The sequence below is a fragment of the Niallia circulans genome (assembly GCF_007273535.1).
In the GTDB taxonomy this organism is placed as follows: Bacteria; Bacillota; Bacilli; order Bacillales; family Cytobacillaceae; genus Niallia; species Niallia circulans_B.
Genome location: NZ_RIBP01000004.1, coordinates 2,788,220 through 2,809,102, shown reverse-complemented (window position 1 = coordinate 2,809,102; position 20,883 = coordinate 2,788,220). Strand labels below are relative to the sequence as shown.

General features: G+C 37.7%; 20 protein-coding genes. 6 read left to right on the top strand and 14 right to left on the bottom strand.

The genetic code is table 11. The features are described 5' to 3' along the window. Positions 1-5: 5 nt before the first annotated feature. Entirely contained in the window at positions 6-1,649 is a 1,644-nt protein-coding gene (locus tag CEQ21_RS21860) for a copper resistance CopC/CopD family protein (protein ID WP_185766334.1), read from the bottom strand. 251 nt (positions 1,650-1,900) lie between these two features. Here CEQ21_RS21860 and CEQ21_RS21855 point away from each other — a divergent pair, with 251 nt between their 5' ends. Both CEQ21_RS21855 and CEQ21_RS21850 read left to right on the top strand, forming a co-directional pair. Further along, entirely contained in the window at positions 1,901-2,068 is a 168-nt protein-coding gene (locus CEQ21_RS21855; protein ID WP_185766333.1) for a hypothetical protein, read from the top strand. Positions 2,069-2,292: 224 nt separating this feature from the next. Beyond that, positions 2,293-3,270 carry a cation diffusion facilitator family transporter gene (locus tag CEQ21_RS21850; RefSeq protein WP_185766332.1) on the top strand — a complete coding sequence of 326 codons (978 nt, stop codon included), beginning with the start codon at positions 2,293-2,295 and terminating at the stop codon, positions 3,268-3,270. 36 nt (positions 3,271-3,306) lie between these two features. On the opposite strand, the gene CEQ21_RS21845 is transcribed toward CEQ21_RS21850, so the two are convergent. The 3 genes from CEQ21_RS21845 to CEQ21_RS21835 form a co-directional block, all read right to left on the bottom strand. Beyond that, the gene (locus CEQ21_RS21845; RefSeq protein WP_185766331.1) at positions 3,307-3,714 is read right to left on the bottom strand and encodes a hypothetical protein; all 408 of its coding nucleotides are present in this window, start codon (positions 3,712-3,714) and stop codon (positions 3,307-3,309) included. Positions 3,715-3,799: 85 nt separating this feature from the next. Continuing rightward, positions 3,800-4,804, bottom strand: a complete 1,005-nt coding sequence (locus CEQ21_RS21840; protein WP_185766330.1) for an LLM class flavin-dependent oxidoreductase — start codon at positions 4,802-4,804, stop codon at positions 3,800-3,802. Positions 4,805-4,878: 74 nt separating this feature from the next. Next, positions 4,879-6,072, bottom strand: a complete 1,194-nt coding sequence (locus CEQ21_RS21835; protein ID WP_185766329.1) for a metallophosphoesterase — start codon at positions 6,070-6,072, stop codon at positions 4,879-4,881. A 169-nt stretch (positions 6,073-6,241) separates the two neighbouring features. On the opposite strand from CEQ21_RS21835, the gene CEQ21_RS21830 reads away from it, so the two are divergent. Both CEQ21_RS21830 and CEQ21_RS21825 read left to right on the top strand, forming a co-directional pair. Beyond that, positions 6,242-7,195, top strand: coding sequence for a MerR family transcriptional regulator (locus CEQ21_RS21830; RefSeq protein ID WP_185766328.1), 954 nt, complete (start codon positions 6,242-6,244; stop codon positions 7,193-7,195). A 114-nt stretch (positions 7,196-7,309) separates the two neighbouring features. Then, complete coding sequence (locus tag CEQ21_RS21825) at positions 7,310-8,101, top strand: HAD family hydrolase (protein WP_185766327.1); 792 nt, start codon at positions 7,310-7,312, stop codon at positions 8,099-8,101. Positions 8,102-8,142: 41 nt separating this feature from the next. On the opposite strand, the gene CEQ21_RS21820 is transcribed toward CEQ21_RS21825, so the two are convergent. Beyond that, positions 8,143-8,574: a hypothetical protein gene (locus tag CEQ21_RS21820; protein ID WP_185766326.1), complete on the bottom strand. Its 432-nt coding sequence runs from the start codon at positions 8,572-8,574 to the stop codon at positions 8,143-8,145. A 219-nt stretch (positions 8,575-8,793) separates the two neighbouring features. Further along, complete coding sequence (locus CEQ21_RS21815) at positions 8,794-9,576, bottom strand: CAP domain-containing protein (RefSeq protein WP_185766325.1); 783 nt, start codon at positions 9,574-9,576, stop codon at positions 8,794-8,796. Positions 9,577-9,765: 189 nt separating this feature from the next. On the opposite strand from CEQ21_RS21815, the gene CEQ21_RS21810 reads away from it, so the two are divergent. Then, positions 9,766-10,086, top strand: coding sequence for a thioredoxin family protein (locus tag CEQ21_RS21810; RefSeq protein ID WP_185766324.1), 321 nt, complete (start codon positions 9,766-9,768; stop codon positions 10,084-10,086). A 49-nt stretch (positions 10,087-10,135) separates the two neighbouring features. Here the strand turns inward: CEQ21_RS21810 and ppc are convergent, their stop codons facing one another. Continuing rightward, complete coding sequence (gene ppc / locus CEQ21_RS21805) at positions 10,136-12,895, bottom strand: phosphoenolpyruvate carboxylase (RefSeq protein WP_185766323.1); 2,760 nt, start codon at positions 12,893-12,895, stop codon at positions 10,136-10,138. 425 nt (positions 12,896-13,320) lie between these two features. Between ppc and CEQ21_RS21800 the strand changes: the two genes are divergently transcribed. Then, a complete protein-coding gene (locus CEQ21_RS21800) occupies positions 13,321-13,890 on the top strand; it encodes a thioredoxin family protein (RefSeq protein ID WP_185766322.1) in 570 nt (189 codons plus the stop codon). A 28-nt stretch (positions 13,891-13,918) separates the two neighbouring features. Here CEQ21_RS21800 and CEQ21_RS21795 read toward each other — a convergent pair whose 3' ends face one another. The 7 genes from CEQ21_RS21795 to CEQ21_RS21765 form a co-directional block, all read right to left on the bottom strand. Further along, the gene (locus CEQ21_RS21795; RefSeq protein ID WP_127742140.1) at positions 13,919-14,218 is read right to left on the bottom strand and encodes an iron-sulfur cluster assembly accessory protein; all 300 of its coding nucleotides are present in this window, start codon (positions 14,216-14,218) and stop codon (positions 13,919-13,921) included. Positions 14,219-14,355: 137 nt separating this feature from the next. After that, positions 14,356-14,736 (bottom strand): hypothetical protein, encoded by a 381-nt coding sequence (locus CEQ21_RS21790; protein WP_185766321.1) that lies wholly within the window; start codon positions 14,734-14,736, stop codon positions 14,356-14,358. A 327-nt stretch (positions 14,737-15,063) separates the two neighbouring features. Next, positions 15,064-16,878, bottom strand: a complete 1,815-nt coding sequence (locus CEQ21_RS21785) for a glycoside hydrolase family 2 protein (protein ID WP_185766320.1) — start codon at positions 16,876-16,878, stop codon at positions 15,064-15,066. 8 nt (positions 16,879-16,886) lie between these two features. After that, positions 16,887-18,635: a glycoside hydrolase family 2 protein gene (locus CEQ21_RS21780; protein WP_185766319.1), complete on the bottom strand. Its 1,749-nt coding sequence runs from the start codon at positions 18,633-18,635 to the stop codon at positions 16,887-16,889. Further along, on the bottom strand, positions 18,635-19,072 hold the full coding sequence (locus tag CEQ21_RS21775; RefSeq protein WP_185766318.1) for a hypothetical protein: 438 nt from the start codon (positions 19,070-19,072) through the stop codon (positions 18,635-18,637). Before CEQ21_RS21775 ends, CEQ21_RS21780 begins: the two co-directional genes overlap by 1 nt. After that, positions 19,072-19,917, bottom strand: a complete 846-nt coding sequence (locus CEQ21_RS21770; protein WP_185766317.1) for a carbohydrate ABC transporter permease — start codon at positions 19,915-19,917, stop codon at positions 19,072-19,074. The genes CEQ21_RS21775 and CEQ21_RS21770 overlap by 1 nt, the downstream gene beginning before the upstream one ends. 15 nt (positions 19,918-19,932) lie before the next feature. Then, positions 19,933-20,856: a carbohydrate ABC transporter permease gene (locus CEQ21_RS21765; protein ID WP_185766316.1), complete on the bottom strand. Its 924-nt coding sequence runs from the start codon at positions 20,854-20,856 to the stop codon at positions 19,933-19,935. Positions 20,857-20,883 lie beyond the last annotated feature (27 nt).

Below are 20,883 nucleotides of genomic sequence, written 5' to 3'. Positions count from 1 at the left end.
CATGTTTATCTTACGTTAAATTCAAAGGGGATATCGTAACTGTCGAGGTCTTTAAATAATAGATGAACAGTTACTTCCCATTTACCTGGGCTATTGAGCTGGAGATTCTCAGCGGTATATTTTCCTTCCCCTGCTTTTTCAAGGGTAAAGGAGGTTTGCTGTTCTCCCTGCTTTAATTCAATCGTGATTTGTTCAGGATCCTTTAAAGGATCTCTGTCATTATCAAATAAATTAACTTCATACTGGTTTTGGATACCGGTTTTCTTCGGTGAAACAGCAAGACTCAAATTCTCATTATAAGCAATCTCTGCTTCACTGTAAAAGGGCTTATCAATCGGCAAGGTCGGTGTTTGCAGCTGTGTAAAGACGCTTGTAACAATAAGCAGAAGCACGCCAAGTACCATTTCTATCTTAATCGTCTTTTTATAGAATTTTTGCCTTGATAGCATTGTTCTGCTTACAAGATGATAGGCGCCAAACCCAACCATTAACGCAAAAATACCGACTTTCACAAGTAAGGTAATTCCATAAGCGGTGCTAACTAACGAATGGAAATCCGGGATAAGCAAGGAACCATTAACAGCACCAGAAATCGCAAGGACTGCAACTGTAAACAGTGCCCACATAGAATAAGCCTGCAGTGTGTTCCAGTAAATATCATGCTGCTCTCCCTCTTTTGCAAAAACCCCTTCCTTTAGAAGGAAGATGATCACAATAATGCCTCCAAGCCAAATGGAAGCTGCCGTCAAATGGAAAAAGTTCATGATGATTGCTATATTTTCATATGGTGAACTTGACGGATGACCAATGAAGGCTTTACAAAGGAGAATGCCAACAAAGCTGATGAGCGGCAATATCCACATTCTTTTCTTTAAAAGTGCTCCTTTTTTGAAAACAAGTACTTGCGTCAGCACTAAAACAAGGAATAATACCATTTGAATGGACCAAATTGTCCCTTCTTTTGTGCTTTTCAGCGTTTCAAGAAGCAAGGAAGGTTTCAATGCCTGGAAAAAGGACACGCCTGCATTAACTTGTGTTTGGATAACGATAAAGGATAGTAATCCTAATCCTATTAAGCTTAAAGCAACAACAGCATACCTTTTCGTTCTTCCTGTAATCTTAGACTCGAGTCGATTTGGTCTAAACCAAACGAGATAAAATAAAACAAGTCCCATATACAGAGAAAAACCACTGTATAATAGTACTTTATTTAGTGAAACACTCACCATACTGCTTTTGTCTGCCGTATATTGCTTTTGCGGAAGCACAACACCCTCTGGCAGCTCTCCAATACTAAATGGAACAAGTCCTGTTATCGAATGCCCGTCAGCGGAGACAACACGCCATTCCATTGTATAAACATCATTTTTCAAGTCATCTTTCAAATCAACGGAGATTGTTTTATCCTCCACTGTCACATTGCCTTTATCCACCTTTTCACCAGCGGAATTCGTTACATTTAAAACGGCAAACCCTGATTGAATCTTCTCGTTATACTCAATCGTCGCTTTTGTTGGTGAATCATCCAAGCTTTCATTTTCACTCGGAGTCGAATTGACGATATATGCATGTGCAGAAGCATTCGAAATATTTATGGTGAATAACAGCATTATTACTAGAAACACACCAGATAAAAACTTTAACCTCATATTAGTCCATACACTCCCTTAGTACGAATACTCCGTTGTGCTAATTTGCACTTATTTTCTATTATATAGTTTGCTATACGCTGCGACAAACAAAAAGACCGTTTTTATTGCTAGGCCAAGATTCGTCCCAGTTTTGTCAAATGCTGCTCTATTCTCGTGCATTTTGCGGTTTCCGAGGAAATAACGATAGTCATGTTTAAAGAAATCAAAACTGGCAATAATGGTGATAATCTACTTAAGGAGGTAAGTTAATGGAAGTAACAATGAGTGCAGATCAAGTTATCGCTGCAATCCAAGGTTTGCGTTCTAAGGGAGAACAATTAAACAAAAAGAAAATTAAAACAAACCACCCTGATTTAATGAGGCATGCTCTTCATTATTTTCCCGACTGGAATGCTGCAGTTGAAAAAGCGAACTAATGTGCCAGTTTTTGTTTTTGTTTAATGTTCTTAAAACAGAAATCTCAAAGCTTCCAAGAATTAACTTACATAGTCTGATTAGTCTGTCGTAATTTGACAGACTTCTTTTTAGTTTTATGTCCATTCATGCCTCCTTTGCATGTAATTTTAATAAATGGGAATGATGTAATTTATATCCTTTTAAAATGAGCGTTGGTTATTTACAATAGGAAGAAGGTTTAAGGATGAAAGATTTTTTTGCGTTGCTAAAGAATGGAAATAAATCGGCACTTTACGCAACGGTTGTTAACACGCTGATTGCCGCAATAAAAGGGACCGCTTTTGGGATAACGGGGAATGTCGCGATGTTTGCTGAAACAATGCATTCACTTGGTGATGCAGCAAATCAATTTTTTGTCTTTATCGGTTCTGCTTTAAGCAAAAAAGCACCTACAAAACGATTTCCTGGCGGCTTTGGCAGACTTGTTAATCTAGTTTTGTTATTTGCTGTGCTTATTGTTGGTATTATGTCCTATGAGACAATCCGTGAAGGCATTGACCACTTATTTCATCCGACTGAATCAACTGGGTTTTATTTAAACATTGCAGTACTTGCCCTTGCTGTCATACTAGAATTCTTTGTACTAATGAAAGCGATGAAGGAAATCGTGAAAGATCAGGGTGTCCCGTCTCGAGGTTTAAGCCTTTTTAAAGACAGCTTCCTATATTTAAAAAAAGCAAATCCCGCCACAAAGTTAGTCTTTCTGGAGGACATTGTTGCAACTGGCGGTGGTCTGCTCGCAATGCTCGCTGTCATCATTGCACAGTATACTCCCTTCCATCAAGCCGAGGGTCTTGCTTCGATAATCATTGGTATATTTATGTTTTTTGTTGTTGGCAGAGTATTTTTGGATAACGCTGCTGGTGCTATCGGTGAAAGTGATGCGGAAATGGAAGGAAGAATCGGCATTATTGCGATGGCAGACCCAGATGTGCGTGATATTCAGGACATTTCTGTCTACAAAGAAGGCGAGAACTTCCATGTTGAATTGAGTATTGAATTAGACAGTAAGCTAACTGTCGCACAAGCCGATCTTATTAGACATCGCATTGAGGATCAAATTTTGGAGGAAAAAGGTGTTTCCGACGTCATTATTGAATATGACAAGGACGATGGCATTTTAAAGTGGAAAGAGCCAAGTAATGAGATAAAAACACCGTAAAAAAGAGGAAAGGCAGCCCCTTTCCTCTTTTGCACATTATTCTTTAACCGCTTCTTCAAAAGGTGCGTAAAAAATTCCTTTCGGCGCTAATATATCTGTTTCCGTTTCTTCTTCCTTACCGTTAACAGTATAGGTTCCTGCTGGGAAGTAATCGTAAAAGCCTGATTGAATATGGAGCTCTACATAGTATTCATCTAGCTCTTTCAATAATTGAATGTATGCTTCTTTATCAAGCACTTCGCCAAATTCATCTAGCTCAAAGTTTTCCTTAATGGCGCAAGTAAGCTCTTCATGTGAATCAACTGTCACAAATAAATCAACATCACAGCATTCCATACAAAGCAATACTTCTTCTCCTCTGATTTCTTCAAAAGACTCTTTTACTATATCTGTTAATAATTGATTGATTTTATCAGCATTTTTTAAGATCATTGTCGTTTTCAAAAAAAAACCTCCATGTATAGCACATGTAAGAAAGATAAATCATATTTGGGCATATAGTCAAGCGATAACCTGAGAAAAAGAAAAGCTACATCACAATTTCCTTGAGAAGCTTAAAGGATTCAAGTCTTTCTTGATGGCTATATAAAGCTGTGTTAACAATAACTTCATCCGCTTGTGTCTCCTTCAAAAATTCTTCAAGCTTTGCGGCAACTATGTCCTGTGTACCAATAATAGAAGATTTAAGCTGTTGCTGAACTACAGATCGCTCATACGGACTCCAAATTTCATCCATGTTTTCAACAGGCGGCATCATTTGTGTTGGTCTGCCTCTTATTAAGCTTAAAAATTGCTGTTGTGAGGATGTAGCCAAATATTTAGCTTTTTCCTCTGTCTCAGAAATGATAACGTTGGCCCCAACCATAACATAAGGCTTTTCAAGCACTGTGGATGGTTTGAAATTCTGATGGTAAATTTGTAATGCTGGGATAGTGTAATCTGATGAAAAGTGACTTGCAAAGGCAAATGGCAAACCAAGCTCTGCTGCCAGCTTTGCACTGAATCCACTTGAGCCTAACAGCCATATTGGAATGTTTAAGCCTTCTCCAGGAATAGCACGGACAGGCAAGCCTGTTTGCTCATAAGGCCTTAAAAATTGGCGTAAGTCCTCAAGCATTTCCGGAAAGTCACTTCCGTCCCTTTTTCCGCCTCTGCGCAATGCATTCGCAGTTAACTGATCGCTTCCCGGAGCACGTCCAAGCCCTAAATCAATTCTGTTTGGATATAATGACTCTAATGTCCCAAACTGTTCGGCAATAACCAATGGTGCATGGTTTGGCAGCATGATTCCGCCTGACCCGACACGGATTTTGCTCGTTCCTCCTGCAATATATCCAATCAGCACAGACGTAGCACTGCTGGCAATGCCTGGCATGCTGTGATGTTCTGCAACCCAATATCGATTATATCCCCATTTTTCTGCATGCTGTGCTAAATCTAATGAATTTTTAAAAGCAGCAGCAGCAGTACTTCCCTCTGTAATTGGTGATAAATCAAGGACAGAAAACTTAGCATCTTTTATTGTTTTCGACATTTTTCTGACCTCCTTTTGTTCTCTATATTACTATAGAATGATTACAGTCCAAGAAGCAATTATCCTGCTTACAGCTATTCCTTTACGCTTTTCATATACTCCAATGTTTGCTCATGATAGGGCTTCATTAAGTACTCAATCGGCTGGTATGGGGAAACGACTGGCACCTTCTTCTCATTAATGATTCGGATAATAGGTTTTGCCTGTGATTTGGATGCTGTTATCTTCCACGTACCTGCTCTTTTCTCCAACGTTAAATCAATGATTCCAAGATGATTTCCCCAAAAGCCTGCTTGAACGGTTGGCTTCCCATTTATCGTTCCGGCCTGATGGTTAATAACATCAGTATTCTTTTCACCATTTTTCGGAAACAGCCCATGAGAATGTCCAAATAATAGAACATCAATACCTTCCACCATACTCACATCAACTACATTATTTCCCTGTTTTTCTTCAAGAGCACCATCTGTTTGCAGTCCTGCATGAACAAGGGCAATGATAAGATCAGCACCCTCCTTTTTCATTTTCGGTACTAGCTCAGCTGCTGTTTCACTCATATTCTTCATAATAAGATTACCTTTGAAGTATTCCTTGTCCCATTGTGCTGCAATCGGCGTCAGCAAGCCAATAACACCAACATTTAATGTCTCCTCTTTACCGTCCTCTGTTTTAATCGTTTGCGGCAAAATGACATACGGATTAAAAAAATGCAGATCATCTTCCTCCATGTTATTATGATCATCCACATATATATTTGCATTTACAATAGGGAAATCAGCGCCAGTTAAGCTTTTCATCAGAAAACCGATTCCATAATTAAATTCGTGATTTCCAACAGTCGCTGCATCATACTCCAATAAATTCATCGTCTTATATGCAGGGTGGATATCTGTAAGATAAAGAAGATTGCTTTTGGCAATAAATTCTGCCAGTGCATTTCCCTTTATTACATCGCCAACATCGAATAAAAGCGTATTATCAGATTGTGACCTGATTTTTTGAATAAGCGCTGCCGTTCTGCTTAAACCAAAATCAATGGTGCGTTTCTGTTTTTTATAATCGTAATCTAAAATATTCGCATGAATATCTGTCGTTTCTAAAATTTTCAGTTTAGCTTTTGTTGGATTATGTAATTCATCTGCTTCTGCTATTTCATTTGAAAAAAACAGGAACAGCAGTGCTAACAATATGTATCGTATTTTCACGAGTTCTTCACCTCGGAGCTCCCAAGCATGGGGTAATGCCCTTATTCTTCTCCAAAATGCCAAAACCTACCCTCCTTTTCAATAAGCTTGCTGAAATATGTCAACTATTAAGAAGTTTTGATAGCTTTTGTCTTCTTGCAGGAAAATAGACCTTTTTTATGTAATTTGTAAGCATAGTCATTTATAAATTCTTTTTTTAAATATAATTTATCATTCTAAAGGAGTGTAATACATGAACATTTATTCTATACACGAGGCATCCCAAAAATTGACGACAAGTCCCAAAACATTAAAGCAATGGGAAAATAAATTCAAAGAAATATTAATTATTCCAAGAACAAAAAACGGCGCGCGTTTTTATACAGACAAGGAGCTCTCCTTGCTGCTTGAGGTGAAAAATTTATATAAAGAAAAGAAAAACACTACAGAGGTTAAAAAAACATTAAGCATGATACTACAGCCAAAGGAAATTAAAGCAGAAAAACAAGTCGAGCAAGCAGACAGTAAACAAGAGCTTGAGACTGCTGCTAATGAAATCCAAGTTATTGAGCCAGACGAATTAGTAAAAAAAATCGACCGAATTGCAGAAGATGGCAGACAGCTGCAAGCCTTAATGTCATCCCTAGAAGCATATAAGCAGGACTTCCTGCATGAGGTAAAACAAGAAATCCGCAACGGAATTAAACAAGAGGTATTAGAAAGCATTACAACAGAAATACAAGCTGGGAAATCGGAAACAATTGAAAAGCTGTCTACTGCATTTTCTGAGCATCAGGAAGCAGCAAAGGAAGACATCGAGCAGATTTCTGAGTTAGTACATACAAGCAATCAAAAAACAACCGAGGACTATACGGCAATCAAGCATAATATTAAAAAGCTGTCCGATTTATCAAAAGCCGAAAGGAAAACATATTCGAAGCAATGGACAGCTTCTACGACATCTACGAAAGAAATTAAGACGATGATGGAGCATTTATCTAAATCAAATACGGAAATAAATAAAACAGTTGAGCAGCTACATAAAAATGACCGAATTTTAATGGAAGCCCTGCACACTGAACGTGAACAAATGAATAAGGAAATTAAAGACCGGGAAAAAAGCTTCCAAGAGCTTGTTCAGTCATTTCGCCAAACGGCTGTTGCAGAGCCTCCGAAAAAAACATGGTGGAAAATCTGGCATAAATAACTTGATATGTTTTCAATTAGATCAGGCAACCCCTGGTCTTTTTTATGTCACTGCCTTTATGTTAAAATGTGTTCGTAGGAAGATTTTTAAAAGAATGGGACACTGGAGGATGTAATGGCAAATTACCAAGCACTGTTTCTAGATATTGACGGCACGATTTTGCAGCCAGACGACACGATGCAAGACTCTACAAGGTTGGCTGTCAAACAAATGAAGGAGCAAGGACTAGAAGTATTCCTTGCAACGGGAAGACCCCTTCATGAGATTGCAGATATCGGCGAAGTATTAAAGATTGATTCATTTATTGGCTATAATGGCGCTCTTGCCATTTATAAGGGGCAAAATATTGTGAAAAGCCCGATGAGCCCTGATTTAGTGGACTTATACATAAAAACTGCTCATGAAAAAGGCAATGAGCTTATCCTTTATACGAGCAGCCATAATCTGCTCTCACATCCGGATAATGAAATGACGAAGCTGTTTTGTAAAAAATTCCACTTAAGAAGCAATAAGCAGTATACAGAAGATGAGCATGCCAACATATTAGGCATTACCGTCGTTAACTTAAAGGAAGTGGATATTCCCCTTTATGAGAGTTTTCCTGATATTCATCTTTCGCAAGTTAATATTGAAGGATTCCGCCATGCCTACGATGTTATTAGTGATAAAGTGAACAAAGGGATGGCTATCGGCGAGATATTAACAAGGCTGAACATCGAAACAAACAATGCGATTGCTTTTGGTGATGGAATGAATGATAAAGAAATGCTTTCGGTTGTCGGCGTTGGTTTTGCAATGGGAAATGCTCATGAGAAGCTGTTTGCTTATGCCAAGCACAAAACTACCTCTGTAACTGACTCAGGCATTTATAACGGCTTAAAGTCACTTGGGCTTATTAAAGAATAGTAACAAAAATAAGCGATGCAAAAGCTTTGCATCGCCTATTTTTAGTCCGTACTCTCTGTTTGCGCTGTTTCAGCCAACACTTGGGTCACTTTTTTATCGTAATAGCTTTCATTCATTTTATAAGAAAATTCAAACGCAGGTGATGCTGCATTTTCTGTTTTAATCCAATAAAAGCCTTCACTTTCCTTGATGGAATCAAGCTCCAGCATAATCGTGAGATTAACCGTAATTAAGTTTTTGGTTTTCGTAATGGCAATAGATGGATTCGAGGTTCTTGACGGCTTATTCATCATTTTCTTGGCGAATAACACAGAAAAATACAACTCGTTTCCGCTTTTACTCTTTTTGTTCATTTTCAGCAAAAAGGAATCTCCCAAATCTACTAGCTTTTCTTTATCCATATCCTCAACAGACATGATAAGTTTTATGTATTTGTTCTCTACTGGTGCAAGATTTATTTTCGTAGCAGCCATTTGTATCCTCCTCTTTACAATCAACTGACAAAATGCCATTTACACATACTTTCTAGTTTATAACAGAGAGGCATTTTCTATGACAAAAAAAATTTGTAGTCAGGTCATATTTTTATATAATATTATAGCTGACACGTTAAGTTCAAGTAGAACACACCAAAAAGTGCGATTATAAAGGACATCTTCTGTTTAAGGAAGATGTCCTTTTTTGTCTACCGCTTATTTTTTTACAAACATTTGCACCCATTCATATCCATTTTCTTCAAAGCCAACGCCTATATGAGAGAAATCCTTGCTGAGAATATTAGCGCGGTGCCCTTCACTATTCATCCACGCATTAACAACCTCTTCAGGTGTTCTTTGTCCTTGGGCAATATTTTCACCAGCTGACTTATACGTGATGCCAAAATCTCTCATCATGTCGAATGGTGATCCATATGTTGGGCTTGTATGCGAAAAATAGCCTTTTTCATTCATGTCCTGTGCCTTCACATTTGCTACATTGTTTAACTCAGGATATGCCTTAAGTGTAGTTAAACCAGCTTTTTGTCTTTCTTTATTAGTCAAGCTGATAACGGCATCCACATACTCACTTGAGCCTTTGTTTTCACTGGCAATTTCAGCAGCTTTTTTAGGTGAAGGCTGGGCTGCAGGCGCTGGTTGGGCTGGTGCAGACTGAGATTGCTGAATGTTATTCGTTGTGGGACGCTGTGTCTGTTTTGCCGTTCCATTGTTTGTATTTGCATTGGTATATCCGTTTGCATTTCCATTTGGCACAGCGCCACGATTAACAATTTTAAATTCATATTTCGCATCCTGAATTTTGATTGCTTGTGTATGTGGGTAGCGATTACTGTTTGTGTCTGTTTTTACATTGGAAATTTGACCTGTTTCCATTATATCATTATCTGTGTCCATTGGATTGTCATTATTATTACATGCAGTTAACATACCTGCAGCTAAGCTCATACATAGTACTGTTCTAACGGGTTTAAATTTCATTAAAATTGCTCCTTTGCAGTTTTTTCTTTAATTATTTTCTCTGTTTGTACGCAAATTACTTATGGTATTTATTTGCTCATTTTCTAAAATAACTTGGAAGCATCTTACAGGAATTTTTAGCGAATTACGTGTATAATGACGATAATAGCTAGTTGTTGAGCTATTTCAAATAATGTTAAGAGGTGTAATATGAATCAAATCAGCACAACAGAATCATTTAATGAAATTATTAACAATGGAGAAACTAATATCATTAAGTTTTTCACGACTTGGTGTCCTGACTGCACAAGAATGGATATGTTTATCGGTGAAATTATCGAAGAAAACGCGGATAAAAAATGGTTTAGCTTAAACAAGGACGAACTTCCTGAGCTAGCAGAAAAATTTGATGTTATGGGCATTCCGAGTCTGCTTGTATTTAAAGATGGCGAAAAAATCGGACATTTGCACAGTGCTAATGCTAAAACACCTGAGCAAGTCGAGGAATTTTTGGCTCCGTTTAACAAATAAACATAAAAAAAGAAACTGCGTTTAAAACGCTGTTTCTTTTTTTTATGCATCAGCCTGTGTTACGTAAGCCTGCAGCAATTCCATTTATTGTCAGCAATACTTGATTCAATAGTTCCGGATCTGGTGTTTCCTGGTCGCGCAGCTGTTTAATCAGCTCTACCTGGAAGAAGTTCAACGGATCTACATAAGGATTTCTTCTGTACACAGACTCCTGAATTGTTGGTGTATGATCTAAAAGCTCTGCTTCTCCGGATATCTCAAGGAGAATCGCTTTTGTTTTGTTGTATTCCTCTTTAATATTGTTATAAATTCGTGTACCAATTGCTTCATCTTCCACTAAAGCAGAATATTCTCTCGCTGTCGTCAAATCTGCCTTCATTAACGCCATTTGCAGGTTGTCGATAGTCGAGCGGAAGAATGGCCATTTTTCATACATTTCCTTTAAGATATTAATGTTTTTACTGTCCTTATCTGCAAATGCAGTTAGACCAGTTCCTGCTGCATACCATGCTGGTAACAGCTGGCGGCTTTGTGTCCATGCGAACACCCAAGGAATAGCTCGCAAGTCTTCAAACGTCTGCTTGCTTTTTCTGCTCATCGGTCTGGAACCAATTTTCAAGTTTCCAATCTCGTTAAGAGGTGTTGCTTCTTTAAAGTATGTCATAAAGTCATCGTCAAAGAATACTAATGATTGATATTTCTTCAATGATACTGCAGAAATATCCTCCATTGCTGTTTCCCACTTGTCTTTTTGACTTTGATCAAGCTCGTTATTTGAAATGTGAGCAAACGCCTTTAACAATGTAGAAATTGCCTGCTCCAAGCTGCGGAACGCAATATCCTCCAATAAGTAACGAGAAGACAAAACTTCGCCCTGCTCTGTAATTTTCACACCATCACCAAGCGTTTCAGCTGGCTGTGAAAGAATACTCTTATTAAGTGGACCGCCCCCTCTTCCAAGTGAACCACCGCGTCCATGGAAGAATTTCAGGCCGATTTCATAACGGCTTGCCATTTCATGAATTTCTCTTTGAGCTCTGTACAGCTTCCAGTTGGCTGTTAGCGTTCCGCCATCTTTACTTCCATCAGAATAGCCAAGCATGATTTCCTGCTGATTTCCATGCTGGATAAGATGGTTTTTATAAACTGGTAGCTCAAATAATGTTTGCATAATATCTGGTCCTGCTACTAAATCGTCAATAGTTTCCAGTAATGGAGCCACATTTAAATGACTCTCCACTGTTCCATCTGCATGAAGACGATAAATGCCTGCTTCCTTCGCAAGGACAAGCACTTCAAGCAAATCACTTGCAGACTGTGTCATACTGATAAGATAAACCGTAATAGCACGTTTACCGAATTTTTTATGAGCATCGCGGATCATTTGGAATGTTTTAATCATTTCCTGTGTTTGTGCAGAATAATCCTCATTCAACAACAGAATTGGTCGAGGATCCTTCAAGACAGATTCAAGAATTTTCATTTTGTTGTCTTCATCAAGGCTGCTGTAATCGTCTGCAATGCCAACTTTTTTCATAATTTCTGAAATAGCTGCTTCATGCTCCCCACTATGGTTACGGATGTCCAATGTAGCAAGGTGGAAACCGAACAAACGGACTTGACGGATTAGCTTTTGCAAATCCTTTTGCTCATGATCCTTTGGCTGATGGATCGCAAAGCTTTCTTGGATTAACTGCAGATCCTTAAGTAGCTCTTCTGAATCCGTATAGCCTTTTTCTGTTTTACCAGTTGCTTTAAGTCTTTCTACAATAACAGCAAACTTTCTGCGATACACTTCTGTTTCAACTGCCCACTTGCTGTCAGCAGTTAAATAAAGCTGCTCTTCTTCTACGATAGACTGGATTAGTTTTGAACTTGCTTTAATTCTGTTTGTCGAATGGCTGAAACGCTTCATTAAAGAAACCACAGCATCTGTATATTTCTTAAGCACAAGCTTGTTTTGCTTATGAAGAGTTTGCCATGTTACTTCAGGCGTCACGTTCGGATTACCGTCGCGATCTCCACCTATCCATGAGCCAAATGTCAGGAAGTTCGGAACATTCCAATTATAAGTTGGATAGTTTTCATGTAAAGCTTCTTGGACCTCTTGATGAATATCAGGCAAAACGTCAAACAATGTTTGATCGAAATAGTACAAACCATTTCGTACTTCATCCATTACAGTCGGTCTTGTTAGACGAAGCTCATCTGTTTGCCACATGATCGTGATTTCTTCAAACAGCTCTTGATCAATTAACTTACGCTCTTTTCTTGTCAACATCGGATTATCATGCTGCTTTAAAAGACCTGCAATCCGCTTTTGAATTTCCAAAATAGAGCGTTTTGTCGATTCAGTCGGATGTGCTGTAATAATCAGCTCCAACGATAATGTATTAAGAACATTTTGAATCGCATCCTCTGAAAGGTTTTTGCTCTTAAAAGCCTGAATGGCACTGTCAATTGACGCAGGCTGAACAAGGTTGTTCTCCATAAGCTGATATTCTCTTCTTCTTCTTATGCGGTGATTAAGCTCAGCCACGTTAACAAGATGAAAATATTTCGAGAAGGCACGAATAACCTGTCTTCTCATCGGTCTTTCCAAGTTTTCCATTTCGTTTTTCAATGTTTGATATGTATCTTCATTGTAATTATTGCGCAATTCTTTTGCTAATTTACGGATTGTTTCGACTTTTTCTAAAAGTTCTTGTCCGCCATGGTGAACAAGTACTTCACCAAGTATTTTCCCCAATCGCTTAACATCTCTGCGCAAGGACGTGCTGTTCTCATTAACTTTTAATCGTGTTGTCATTAGATTACCATCCCTTAATCTAAGTAATTTTTATCTATTCGATACCTATAATCCTATCACTATTCGTCAGAAAATACATCAAGAAATCGCGCTGATTAATAGATAGAAAAGATCAGTTTCGTGAAATTAATCTATTTTTTGTATAAATAAGCTGAAAACAGGGAATAATTACTAAATTAACCGTTTTCATAAGGACTTTATTTTATTATACCTTTCCTTACATTATTTGCACATCAATTTGTCTTATACCACTTTTCCAATCTTGGAAAGGTTATTTAAATTTTGACTAATTATAACATGACTGTACAAAAATAATAGATGCTTATCCGAATTTACACAACAAAAGCATAAAATTACTCTTAGTCCGCTATTTTTAGTAGAATAAACGATGAGTACTATTAAATGAAGAATAGGAAGTGTTATCGATGAGCAATCTTAAAAGCTGGTTTGACAAAGGAATGTCATCACATACGTACATATCGAGCATGCAAGTAAACAAGGACAATCTTTTAAAGGTTTATAATGAGTTTTCTGTTCCCGCAAAAGACATCGACAGCTTAAAGGTGCTGCAGACAAAAGGGTTTAAAGCATTGATATTAAGTGCTGATTGGTGTGGGGATGCAATGGTCAACGTCCCTATCTTTTTACGCTTAGCTAATGAAGCATTAATAGAAACAAGATTCTTAATCAGGGATGAAAACCTTGAATTAATGGACCAATTTTTGACGAATGGAACTGCCCGTTCAATTCCCATCATTATTTTCCTTAACGAAAACGATGAGGTAATCGGCAAATGGGGACCACGAGCAGAACTTATTCAAAAGGAAGTTGATGTTCTTAAAAAGGATGTGCCAGCTAAAGACTCTCCAGAATATGATGCTGCATTTAAATCCTTTATTAAAGCAATGGTTGAGCAATTTATCAACAATAAAGACTGGTGGACGATTATTAAAACTGATTTGATCGAAAGTTTGACTGCTCTTGAAAAGAAATAAAAAAAGCGGGGATTGCACCCCGTTTTTTTTAATGACTGTGGCTTTCTTTATTTGGGTTGTAAATAACAAAGCCTGGTTCTGGCACATGGAAGTACTGAATCCAAATTCCGTCTAAAAACTCACTGTCGTTCTTATCTAAAAGGACAGCCACTTCTTTATCTGACTCAACCACTTCATCATTTTCTGTTTGCTTGTCCAGCTTAAGATCGTAATGGGCATGGTTACCGTGATGCTCTGTTATGTATACACGCAGCATTTCTCCTTCATTTGCTTTGCTAAGCATTTGTTTCATAACTTTAGCTGCATGGCGATTTACTTTAACATTCATTGTACTTCCTCCAAATTTTGTTGATTTTTGTTCGTCTCTATTGTATTCCTCTATAAGATTGTTTGCAAACAATCGGTACTGGCTGCGCTTTTTGTATACAAAAACAGGACTAGCTCCTGCCAGTCCTGTTTCTTCTATTATGATAATGCGCCGATTTCAACCATTTCTTTTACGATAGTTAATTCCTTCGCATATTGCTCAAAGCCTTCTTTATCTAATGTATCTAAGGATTCATTCACTTTAAATTGCAGATAGTTGCGTTTTAGCTCCATATCAAGCACAGAAACGATTTTCTCCTCATCAATGAAATCCTCAAGCTCCTGTACAAACATATATACACTATAATCATTGATCATTACTAGCATTAGCCAACCTAAAGAGTCAACATATTTCTTCTCTTCTGTAACAGTAATAATATCCCCTTTATGTAAATCAAGAAAAAATGTATGATCGGGTCTAGGACATGTACATTCCACCATATATTGAAACGGCTTCACTACCAAGAATTGATTTTGCATATAATTACACCTTCCTAGCTTCTTTATTGTCTGTTTATTGGTTATTCATATTGTAAATGAAAATGATTATCAATGTCAATTCATTTGTAGAAAATAATCCTGACCTTGATAAGTCGGCTCTTAAATAACAAACATGAAAATGAGTGCTTATATATAGAAGGAAGAATGAACTGTGAGAAAAAATAGTTAAGCTTAGTTCGGTTCATTATTGTATTTACACTGAAAACACAAAAAAACTGAACTATTAAACGCTAACCGCTAAAATAGTTCAGTTACTTGGACTTTAAATACTTATTTCCTAAAAGCAGAATAATTTATAGTTAACCATTAATCGGTCTTTACGATAGGAAGTCTAGCAGGATAAAATTGATTATTAATTTCTTTTAAAAGAGAAAGGTCGCATTTAGGTTTACGGTTATAGGTGAGTAACCCGTTTATTTCCTGTTCTACATCTGTTAACTGTGTATAACAATAACCCCATAACCCTTTCGATTGGTAGATGGCATCCATGATACGGCGGAAATCGCGGACATATTCTTCTTCCGTCTCGACAGAAGTATAGCCCCACCCCTTTTGATCATCTACTTTAAAGCCTATTCCTCCAAACTCTGTCAGCAGAATCGGTTCACCTTGGTGAGTGTAGCCATCTGCATACACCTGCCATTTGCCGTGTGCATGCGAAAGAAGATTTTCGACAGAAGCTAATGTTTCTTTAAAATAACTATACTTCTCCTTTTCCTCATGATTTCCATGATTATAATTGTGAATAGCACATATATCCGTTGTCGTCGCTTCCCAGCCATCATTCGAGATGACAGGTCTAGTGCCATCAATTGCATGCAGCATATGATACATTGTTTTGGAGAATTGCTGCTGCTTTTTGTCTGCGTGGATGTCAGGTACTCCCCAACTTTCATTTAACGGCACCCAAGTTACAATGGACGGATGATTATAATCTCGTTCGACAATTTCCATCCATTCCTTCATTAATCTTGTGGCAGCTTTTTCTGTATACACAGGGGCAGAAGCACACTCCCCCCAAACTAAAAACCCTAATGTATCAGCATAATATAAAAACAAGGGATCTTCTGTTTTTTGATGCTTACGACAACCGTTATAACCCATCTCTTTCGCGAGTTCAATATCTTTTTTAAAATCACTCGCTAAAGGGGCTGTCAATAATCCTTCCGGCCAGTAGCCTTGGTCTAATACAAGCTTTTGATAGTATGGTCTATTATTTAGAAATACCATCCCGCTTTCCGTATGTACTTTCCGATATCCAAAATAAGATGTTATCGTGTCCAGTACATGGCCATCGCCATGAACCAATTCTAATTTGACATCAAAAAGGTTTGGATTCTCAGGTGTCCACGCAAATCCGGCATCATGGAAATTAGATCGGAAAATTTTATTTTGCATAAGATCAATTGCTCTTTTCACATTTTGACCAGTTAACTTCATGCGATCCTCTGCAATTACGATGTCTTTAAAGCTGATAGAGTAGTCTATGAATCTATCTTCTTTACTATTAATAAAGTCACTCAAATGCAAATCTAACCATACGTTTCCATTATCTAAATCAGACGTGAATTTCACAGTTTTTATATGTTCTTTTTCAATCTGTTCTATCCAAACCGTTTGCCATATTCCCGTTGAATTGGTATACCAAATTCCCCGTGATTCTTGTTCCCAAAACTGCTTCCCGCGCGGAATCGTTTCATCATCAAAAGGATCATGTACAAAGACGGTGATGGTTTGGTTTCCCTTTACGAGCTTATCAGATATATCAAAATGAAAGGAAGTATGGCCCCCTTCGTGCTCGCCAACAAATTGCCTGTTCACATACACTTTACAATAGTAATCAACTGCACCAAAGTGTAATAATGTTAACTTATCAGCAGGATTGTCTAGCTCTATTTCCTTTTTATACCATATATACTCATGAATTCTGCGGTCATTTATGCCGCTCAACTCTGATTGGTAAACAAAAGGAACGGTTATTTCACGAGATAGTTTCTCTTGATTAGCATATTTCTCCTGCCAGCCTTCATTTTCATCATCAAACTCGAATTGCCATGTACCGTTTAAATTCAGCCATTCAGATCGTACAAATTGAGGTCTTGGATATTCTAGTCTACTCATATTCCCTCCTATGGTTTCACTCTTCTTGTATTTACTTCTCTTACTCTGTTAACAGATACCTTCGGCTTGCGATCAATAGTAAGCAGTCCGTTAAGTTCCTGCTGGACATCTGTAAGCTGTGTATAACAATAGCCCACCACATAGTCTAAATCTTGTACGGCATAATGAATCTCTTCAAATCGTTTGAAGAACGCTTCCTCATCCGGCACTTGATTACCATAACCCCAGCCTTCTTCCGTTTGGAAAGCAATTCCGCCGAATTCCGAAATAATGATCGGCTGTCCTTCATAGCGATAGTTTTCAGCAAATGGATAGAAGTCTTTATTAAACTGCATTTTATTTGACAACAGATCATCCTTGTTTTCGTAGCGTTTAGCCAGCACTTTGCCGAATTCTTCATAATCATGCAGTGTAATGACATCGGAAATGGTATGCTCCCAGCCGTCATTTGTTATGACAGGGCGCATTTGATCATATGTTTTCGTCATATAATAAATGCTTTCCGTAAACGCTTGTTGCTTCTTATTCACATGAATGTCGTGAACTCCCCAAGATTCATTAAAAGGAACCCACGTAATAACACTTGGATGATTATAGCTTTGCTTCACAATTTCCATCCATTCTTGTGAAAAATTCTTCACTGCCCGATCATTAAATGCATAGGTTGAGCCAACCTCTACCCATACAAGCAGCCCGTATTTATCTGCCAAATACAAAAAGCGAGCATCCTCTACTTTTTGATGCTTCCTGACCCCGTTATATCCAAGCTCTAGCACTTTTTGAATATCTACCTCTAAAGCTTCTATGCTTGGCGGCGTCAAATCGGAATCCTGCCAATAGCCTTGATCTAAGATAAGGCGTTGATACAACTCTCTATTATTAAGCAGGATCTTATTTCCTTCGATTGAAATCTTTCTCATTCCAAAATAGGAATATACGGTATCAAGTAATTCGTTCCCTTTATATAAATTAAGCTGAAGATCATACAAATGTGGGTTTTCCGGACTCCAACCCTTCATTGTCCACGGGTCCTTTCTTTCAAGCACACTTCCTTGCAGTGCTGCAGAACCATCTATAATGGTTGCTGTTAAGGAATTGATGAGCTTTCCATCAAAAAGAATCTTCGCTTCTGCTCTATATTCATCTGCCCCAATTGGAATGTTGTTTGCATCTAATTCTATTAGAATTTCTTGTTCATCAAATAAAGGCGTAATTTTTGCATGTTCTACATATACAGGAGAAACATATTCAAGCCAAACTGATTTCCAGATCCCTGTTGTTTGCACATACCAGCACCCAAAGTTCTCATCTTGCCATCTTTGCTTCCCTCTTGGCTGTGAGCAATCTTTTGAATCTAACACCTTCACCGTCAATTTATTTTCGCCAATATGAACTTTATCCTTTAAATCAACTGAAAAGGCATGATAACCACCTTGATGCTGTGCCGCAAGCTGCCCATTAACATATATAAACGCCTCATAATCGATTCCCTCAAAATGAACAATAGGATGTTTCTCTAGATTATCGATATTCAGGGTTCGTTCATACCATACTATTTCATGATGCTCTTGCTGATGAATGCCGCTTGCCTTCGTTTCATAGGTGAAAGGAACTTCTATCACCGTTCCCTTTGGAAACTGTTCGTACCAGTTATGTTTTTCACCTTTATTTTCATCATCAATCGCAAAATCCCATTTTCCATCTAAGGAATACCATTTTTCTCGTCTCAATTGCGGGTTAGGATGCAATTCTTTCATCAGCTTATACCTCCAATTTGTTGATTACTTCTCATCATTAGCTTTTTTATACTCTTATTTTTAGCCAGCATGATCATGCCCGCTGACATGTATAAGACTACACTGATAATATCCATAATGAAGTAACTCATAACTCCACATACTAATAACCATAACGCCACTTTTACATGGACATGATCATCTTTTATATATTTTTTCGCACAAACCAAGTTAAACAGGCCAAGTCCGATTAGAATGGAGCCAAATATTCCGATAAATATATAGATGCTTCCAACGACTGATTCCATCGCTTTCATATAGGCGAAGCTCGTGTTTTCTATCAGACTTGCACCTTCTATTTTTTTCAAAGTCCCATACACCAAAATCGTTAATAAGCCATCAATTATTTGCCAAATCCCGGCTATGATCACTAAGTTTCTTTCCAATCTTCTATTCATCAACCTTTCACTCCAGCTGATAATGACATAGAATCCAAGAAATACTTTTGTGCAAATAAATACAGAATGAATGTCGGAACTATCGCAACAAGCGCTCCTGCCATCAATAATGTAGGCTGAGCTTGATACATCCCTTGCAGCAATTGCAGACCTGGTGTTATTGGCATTTTTTCCACATCATTGAACACGATTGACGGCCAGAGGAAATCATTCCAAGAACCAGTAAAGGAGAATAAAGAAACGACCAAAAGCACTGGTTTAATTAAAGGCAGTATCACCCTTTGCAATATTTGAAAATCATTGGCACCATCCATCCTTGCTGCTTCATCAAACTCTGTTGGAATATTATTCATAAACTGTCTTACTAGGAAGATATTAAAAACACCTGCAGCACCAGGAACAATCATCGCGATTGGTGAATTTACCCATCCTAATATGTCTATAATCTTATAAAGAGGAATTAAGTTAACAACTGCAGGAAACATCATTGTCGCCATCAAAAAGGCAAACAACCCATTCTTCCCTCTGAAACTTAATCTACTAAATGCAAAGGCAGAAAGTGTCACAACAAGTAAAACTAATAAAGTATGCGATACAGAAATAAACAAGGAATTCGTAAACCAACGCACTAACGGTGTACTTGCATTATCCACTAACAGAGAGGTGTAATTGGAAAGCACCCATTCGATTGGCAGAAATTTAAAACCAACAGATTGCAGTTCTATTTCTGATTTAAAAGAAGTTACAATTCCCCATACTAACGGAATAACCCAAATAACGGACATTGCGAGTAAAAAGACAAATGCAATGATTTTTGGAAATGGATTAACTCTTTTTCCACTCATTCCAATCCCTCCTATTTAATTTTTTCGTTCTCTTAAGAAAAAGAACTGTAAGGATGCAACAATCATGATGCACACACCAAGAATAACGGCCATCGCTGATGAAATCCCTGCGATCGATTGTCCAGAGCCAAAGGCATTTTGTTGAATATCCATTAAGAGAACTCTAGTCGAATCAGTTGGTCCCCCACCAGTAAGCATTAGCGGCTGTCCATATACATTGAAATGTGCAATCGTGGTAATAACGACCGTATAAAGAATTTGGCCTCTAATACTTGGCAGCGTAATCTTAATGAACTTCTGAAATGGAGATGCCCCGTCAATATCTGCTGCTTCATAAAGGTCTTTTGGAATCCCATTTAAGGCTGCTTGATAAATAATCATATTTCCGCCGATAGACCACCAAACCGTTACAATCATTAACGCTATCCATGCATAAGGCTGTGTTCCAGTCCAGACCGTTTCTAAATTGAAAATATTATTGATTGGTCCATATGTGACGTTGAACATCAATGTCCAAATGATTACGACTGCTGAAATCGCAAATAATGATGGTAAATAGAACAGAGATTGAAAGAATTTCCATAAAACAGGTTTAGTATTTAGAGCTGCCGCGAGACATAATGGCACAATGATACAAAACGGTACAACAAACAGCACGAATAAAAACGTATTCTTCAAGCCTGTATGTAGCTGTTCATAAAAAATCGAGTCAGATTGCAGTAATATTTCTTTATAATTTTCAAGGCCAATAAATGTAGGAGAGCTAATTAAATCCCATTCTGTAAAAGAAATATAAATACCAAAGAAAACAGGAATTAAGAAAAATACAGCGAATATCAGCAAATGTGGTGCTAAGAAAACCCATGGTGTAAACGAATATTTTTTGGACCGTTTATGTTTGACTTGCTTTACTTGGTTTGTAGCAGGAACAGTTTCCATCACTCCACTCCCATTTCTTTTTCTATT

Bases quoted from the DNA above. Each gene is read 5' to 3' on its own strand.
- ppc (WP_185766323.1), bottom strand. From the start codon at position 12,895: ATGACAACACGATTAAAAGTTAATGAGAACAGCACGTCCTTGCGCAGA.
- CEQ21_RS21840 (WP_185766330.1), bottom strand. From the start codon at position 4,804: ATGTCGAAAACAATAAAAGATGCTAAGTTTTCTGTCCTTGATTTATCA.
- CEQ21_RS21775 (WP_185766318.1), bottom strand. From the start codon at position 19,072: ATGAATAGAAGATTGGAAAGAAACTTAGTGATCATAGCCGGGATTTGG.
- CEQ21_RS21780 (WP_185766319.1), bottom strand. From the start codon at position 18,635: ATGAAAGAATTGCATCCTAACCCGCAATTGAGACGAGAAAAATGGTAT.
- CEQ21_RS21830 (WP_185766328.1), top strand. From the start codon at position 6,242: ATGAACATTTATTCTATACACGAGGCATCCCAAAAATTGACGACAAGT.
- CEQ21_RS21795 (WP_127742140.1), bottom strand. From the start codon at position 14,218: ATGAATGTTAAAGTAAATCGCCATGCAGCTAAAGTTATGAAACAAATG.
- CEQ21_RS21765 (WP_185766316.1), bottom strand. From the start codon at position 20,856: ATGGAAACTGTTCCTGCTACAAACCAAGTAAAGCAAGTCAAACATAAA.
- CEQ21_RS21810 (WP_185766324.1), top strand. From the start codon at position 9,766: ATGAATCAAATCAGCACAACAGAATCATTTAATGAAATTATTAACAAT.
- CEQ21_RS21770 (WP_185766317.1), bottom strand. From the start codon at position 19,917: ATGAGTGGAAAAAGAGTTAATCCATTTCCAAAAATCATTGCATTTGTC.
- CEQ21_RS21820 (WP_185766326.1), bottom strand. From the start codon at position 8,574: ATGGCTGCTACGAAAATAAATCTTGCACCAGTAGAGAACAAATACATA.
- CEQ21_RS21815 (WP_185766325.1), bottom strand. From the start codon at position 9,576: ATGAAATTTAAACCCGTTAGAACAGTACTATGTATGAGCTTAGCTGCA.
- CEQ21_RS21860 (WP_185766334.1), bottom strand. From the start codon at position 1,649: ATGAGGTTAAAGTTTTTATCTGGTGTGTTTCTAGTAATAATGCTGTTA.
- CEQ21_RS21790 (WP_185766321.1), bottom strand. From the start codon at position 14,736: ATGCAAAATCAATTCTTGGTAGTGAAGCCGTTTCAATATATGGTGGAA.
- CEQ21_RS21850 (WP_185766332.1), top strand. From the start codon at position 2,293: ATGAAAGATTTTTTTGCGTTGCTAAAGAATGGAAATAAATCGGCACTT.
- CEQ21_RS21800 (WP_185766322.1), top strand. From the start codon at position 13,321: ATGAGCAATCTTAAAAGCTGGTTTGACAAAGGAATGTCATCACATACG.
- CEQ21_RS21825 (WP_185766327.1), top strand. From the start codon at position 7,310: ATGGCAAATTACCAAGCACTGTTTCTAGATATTGACGGCACGATTTTG.
- CEQ21_RS21855 (WP_185766333.1), top strand. From the start codon at position 1,901: ATGGAAGTAACAATGAGTGCAGATCAAGTTATCGCTGCAATCCAAGGT.
- CEQ21_RS21785 (WP_185766320.1), bottom strand. From the start codon at position 16,878: ATGAGTAGACTAGAATATCCAAGACCTCAATTTGTACGATCTGAATGG.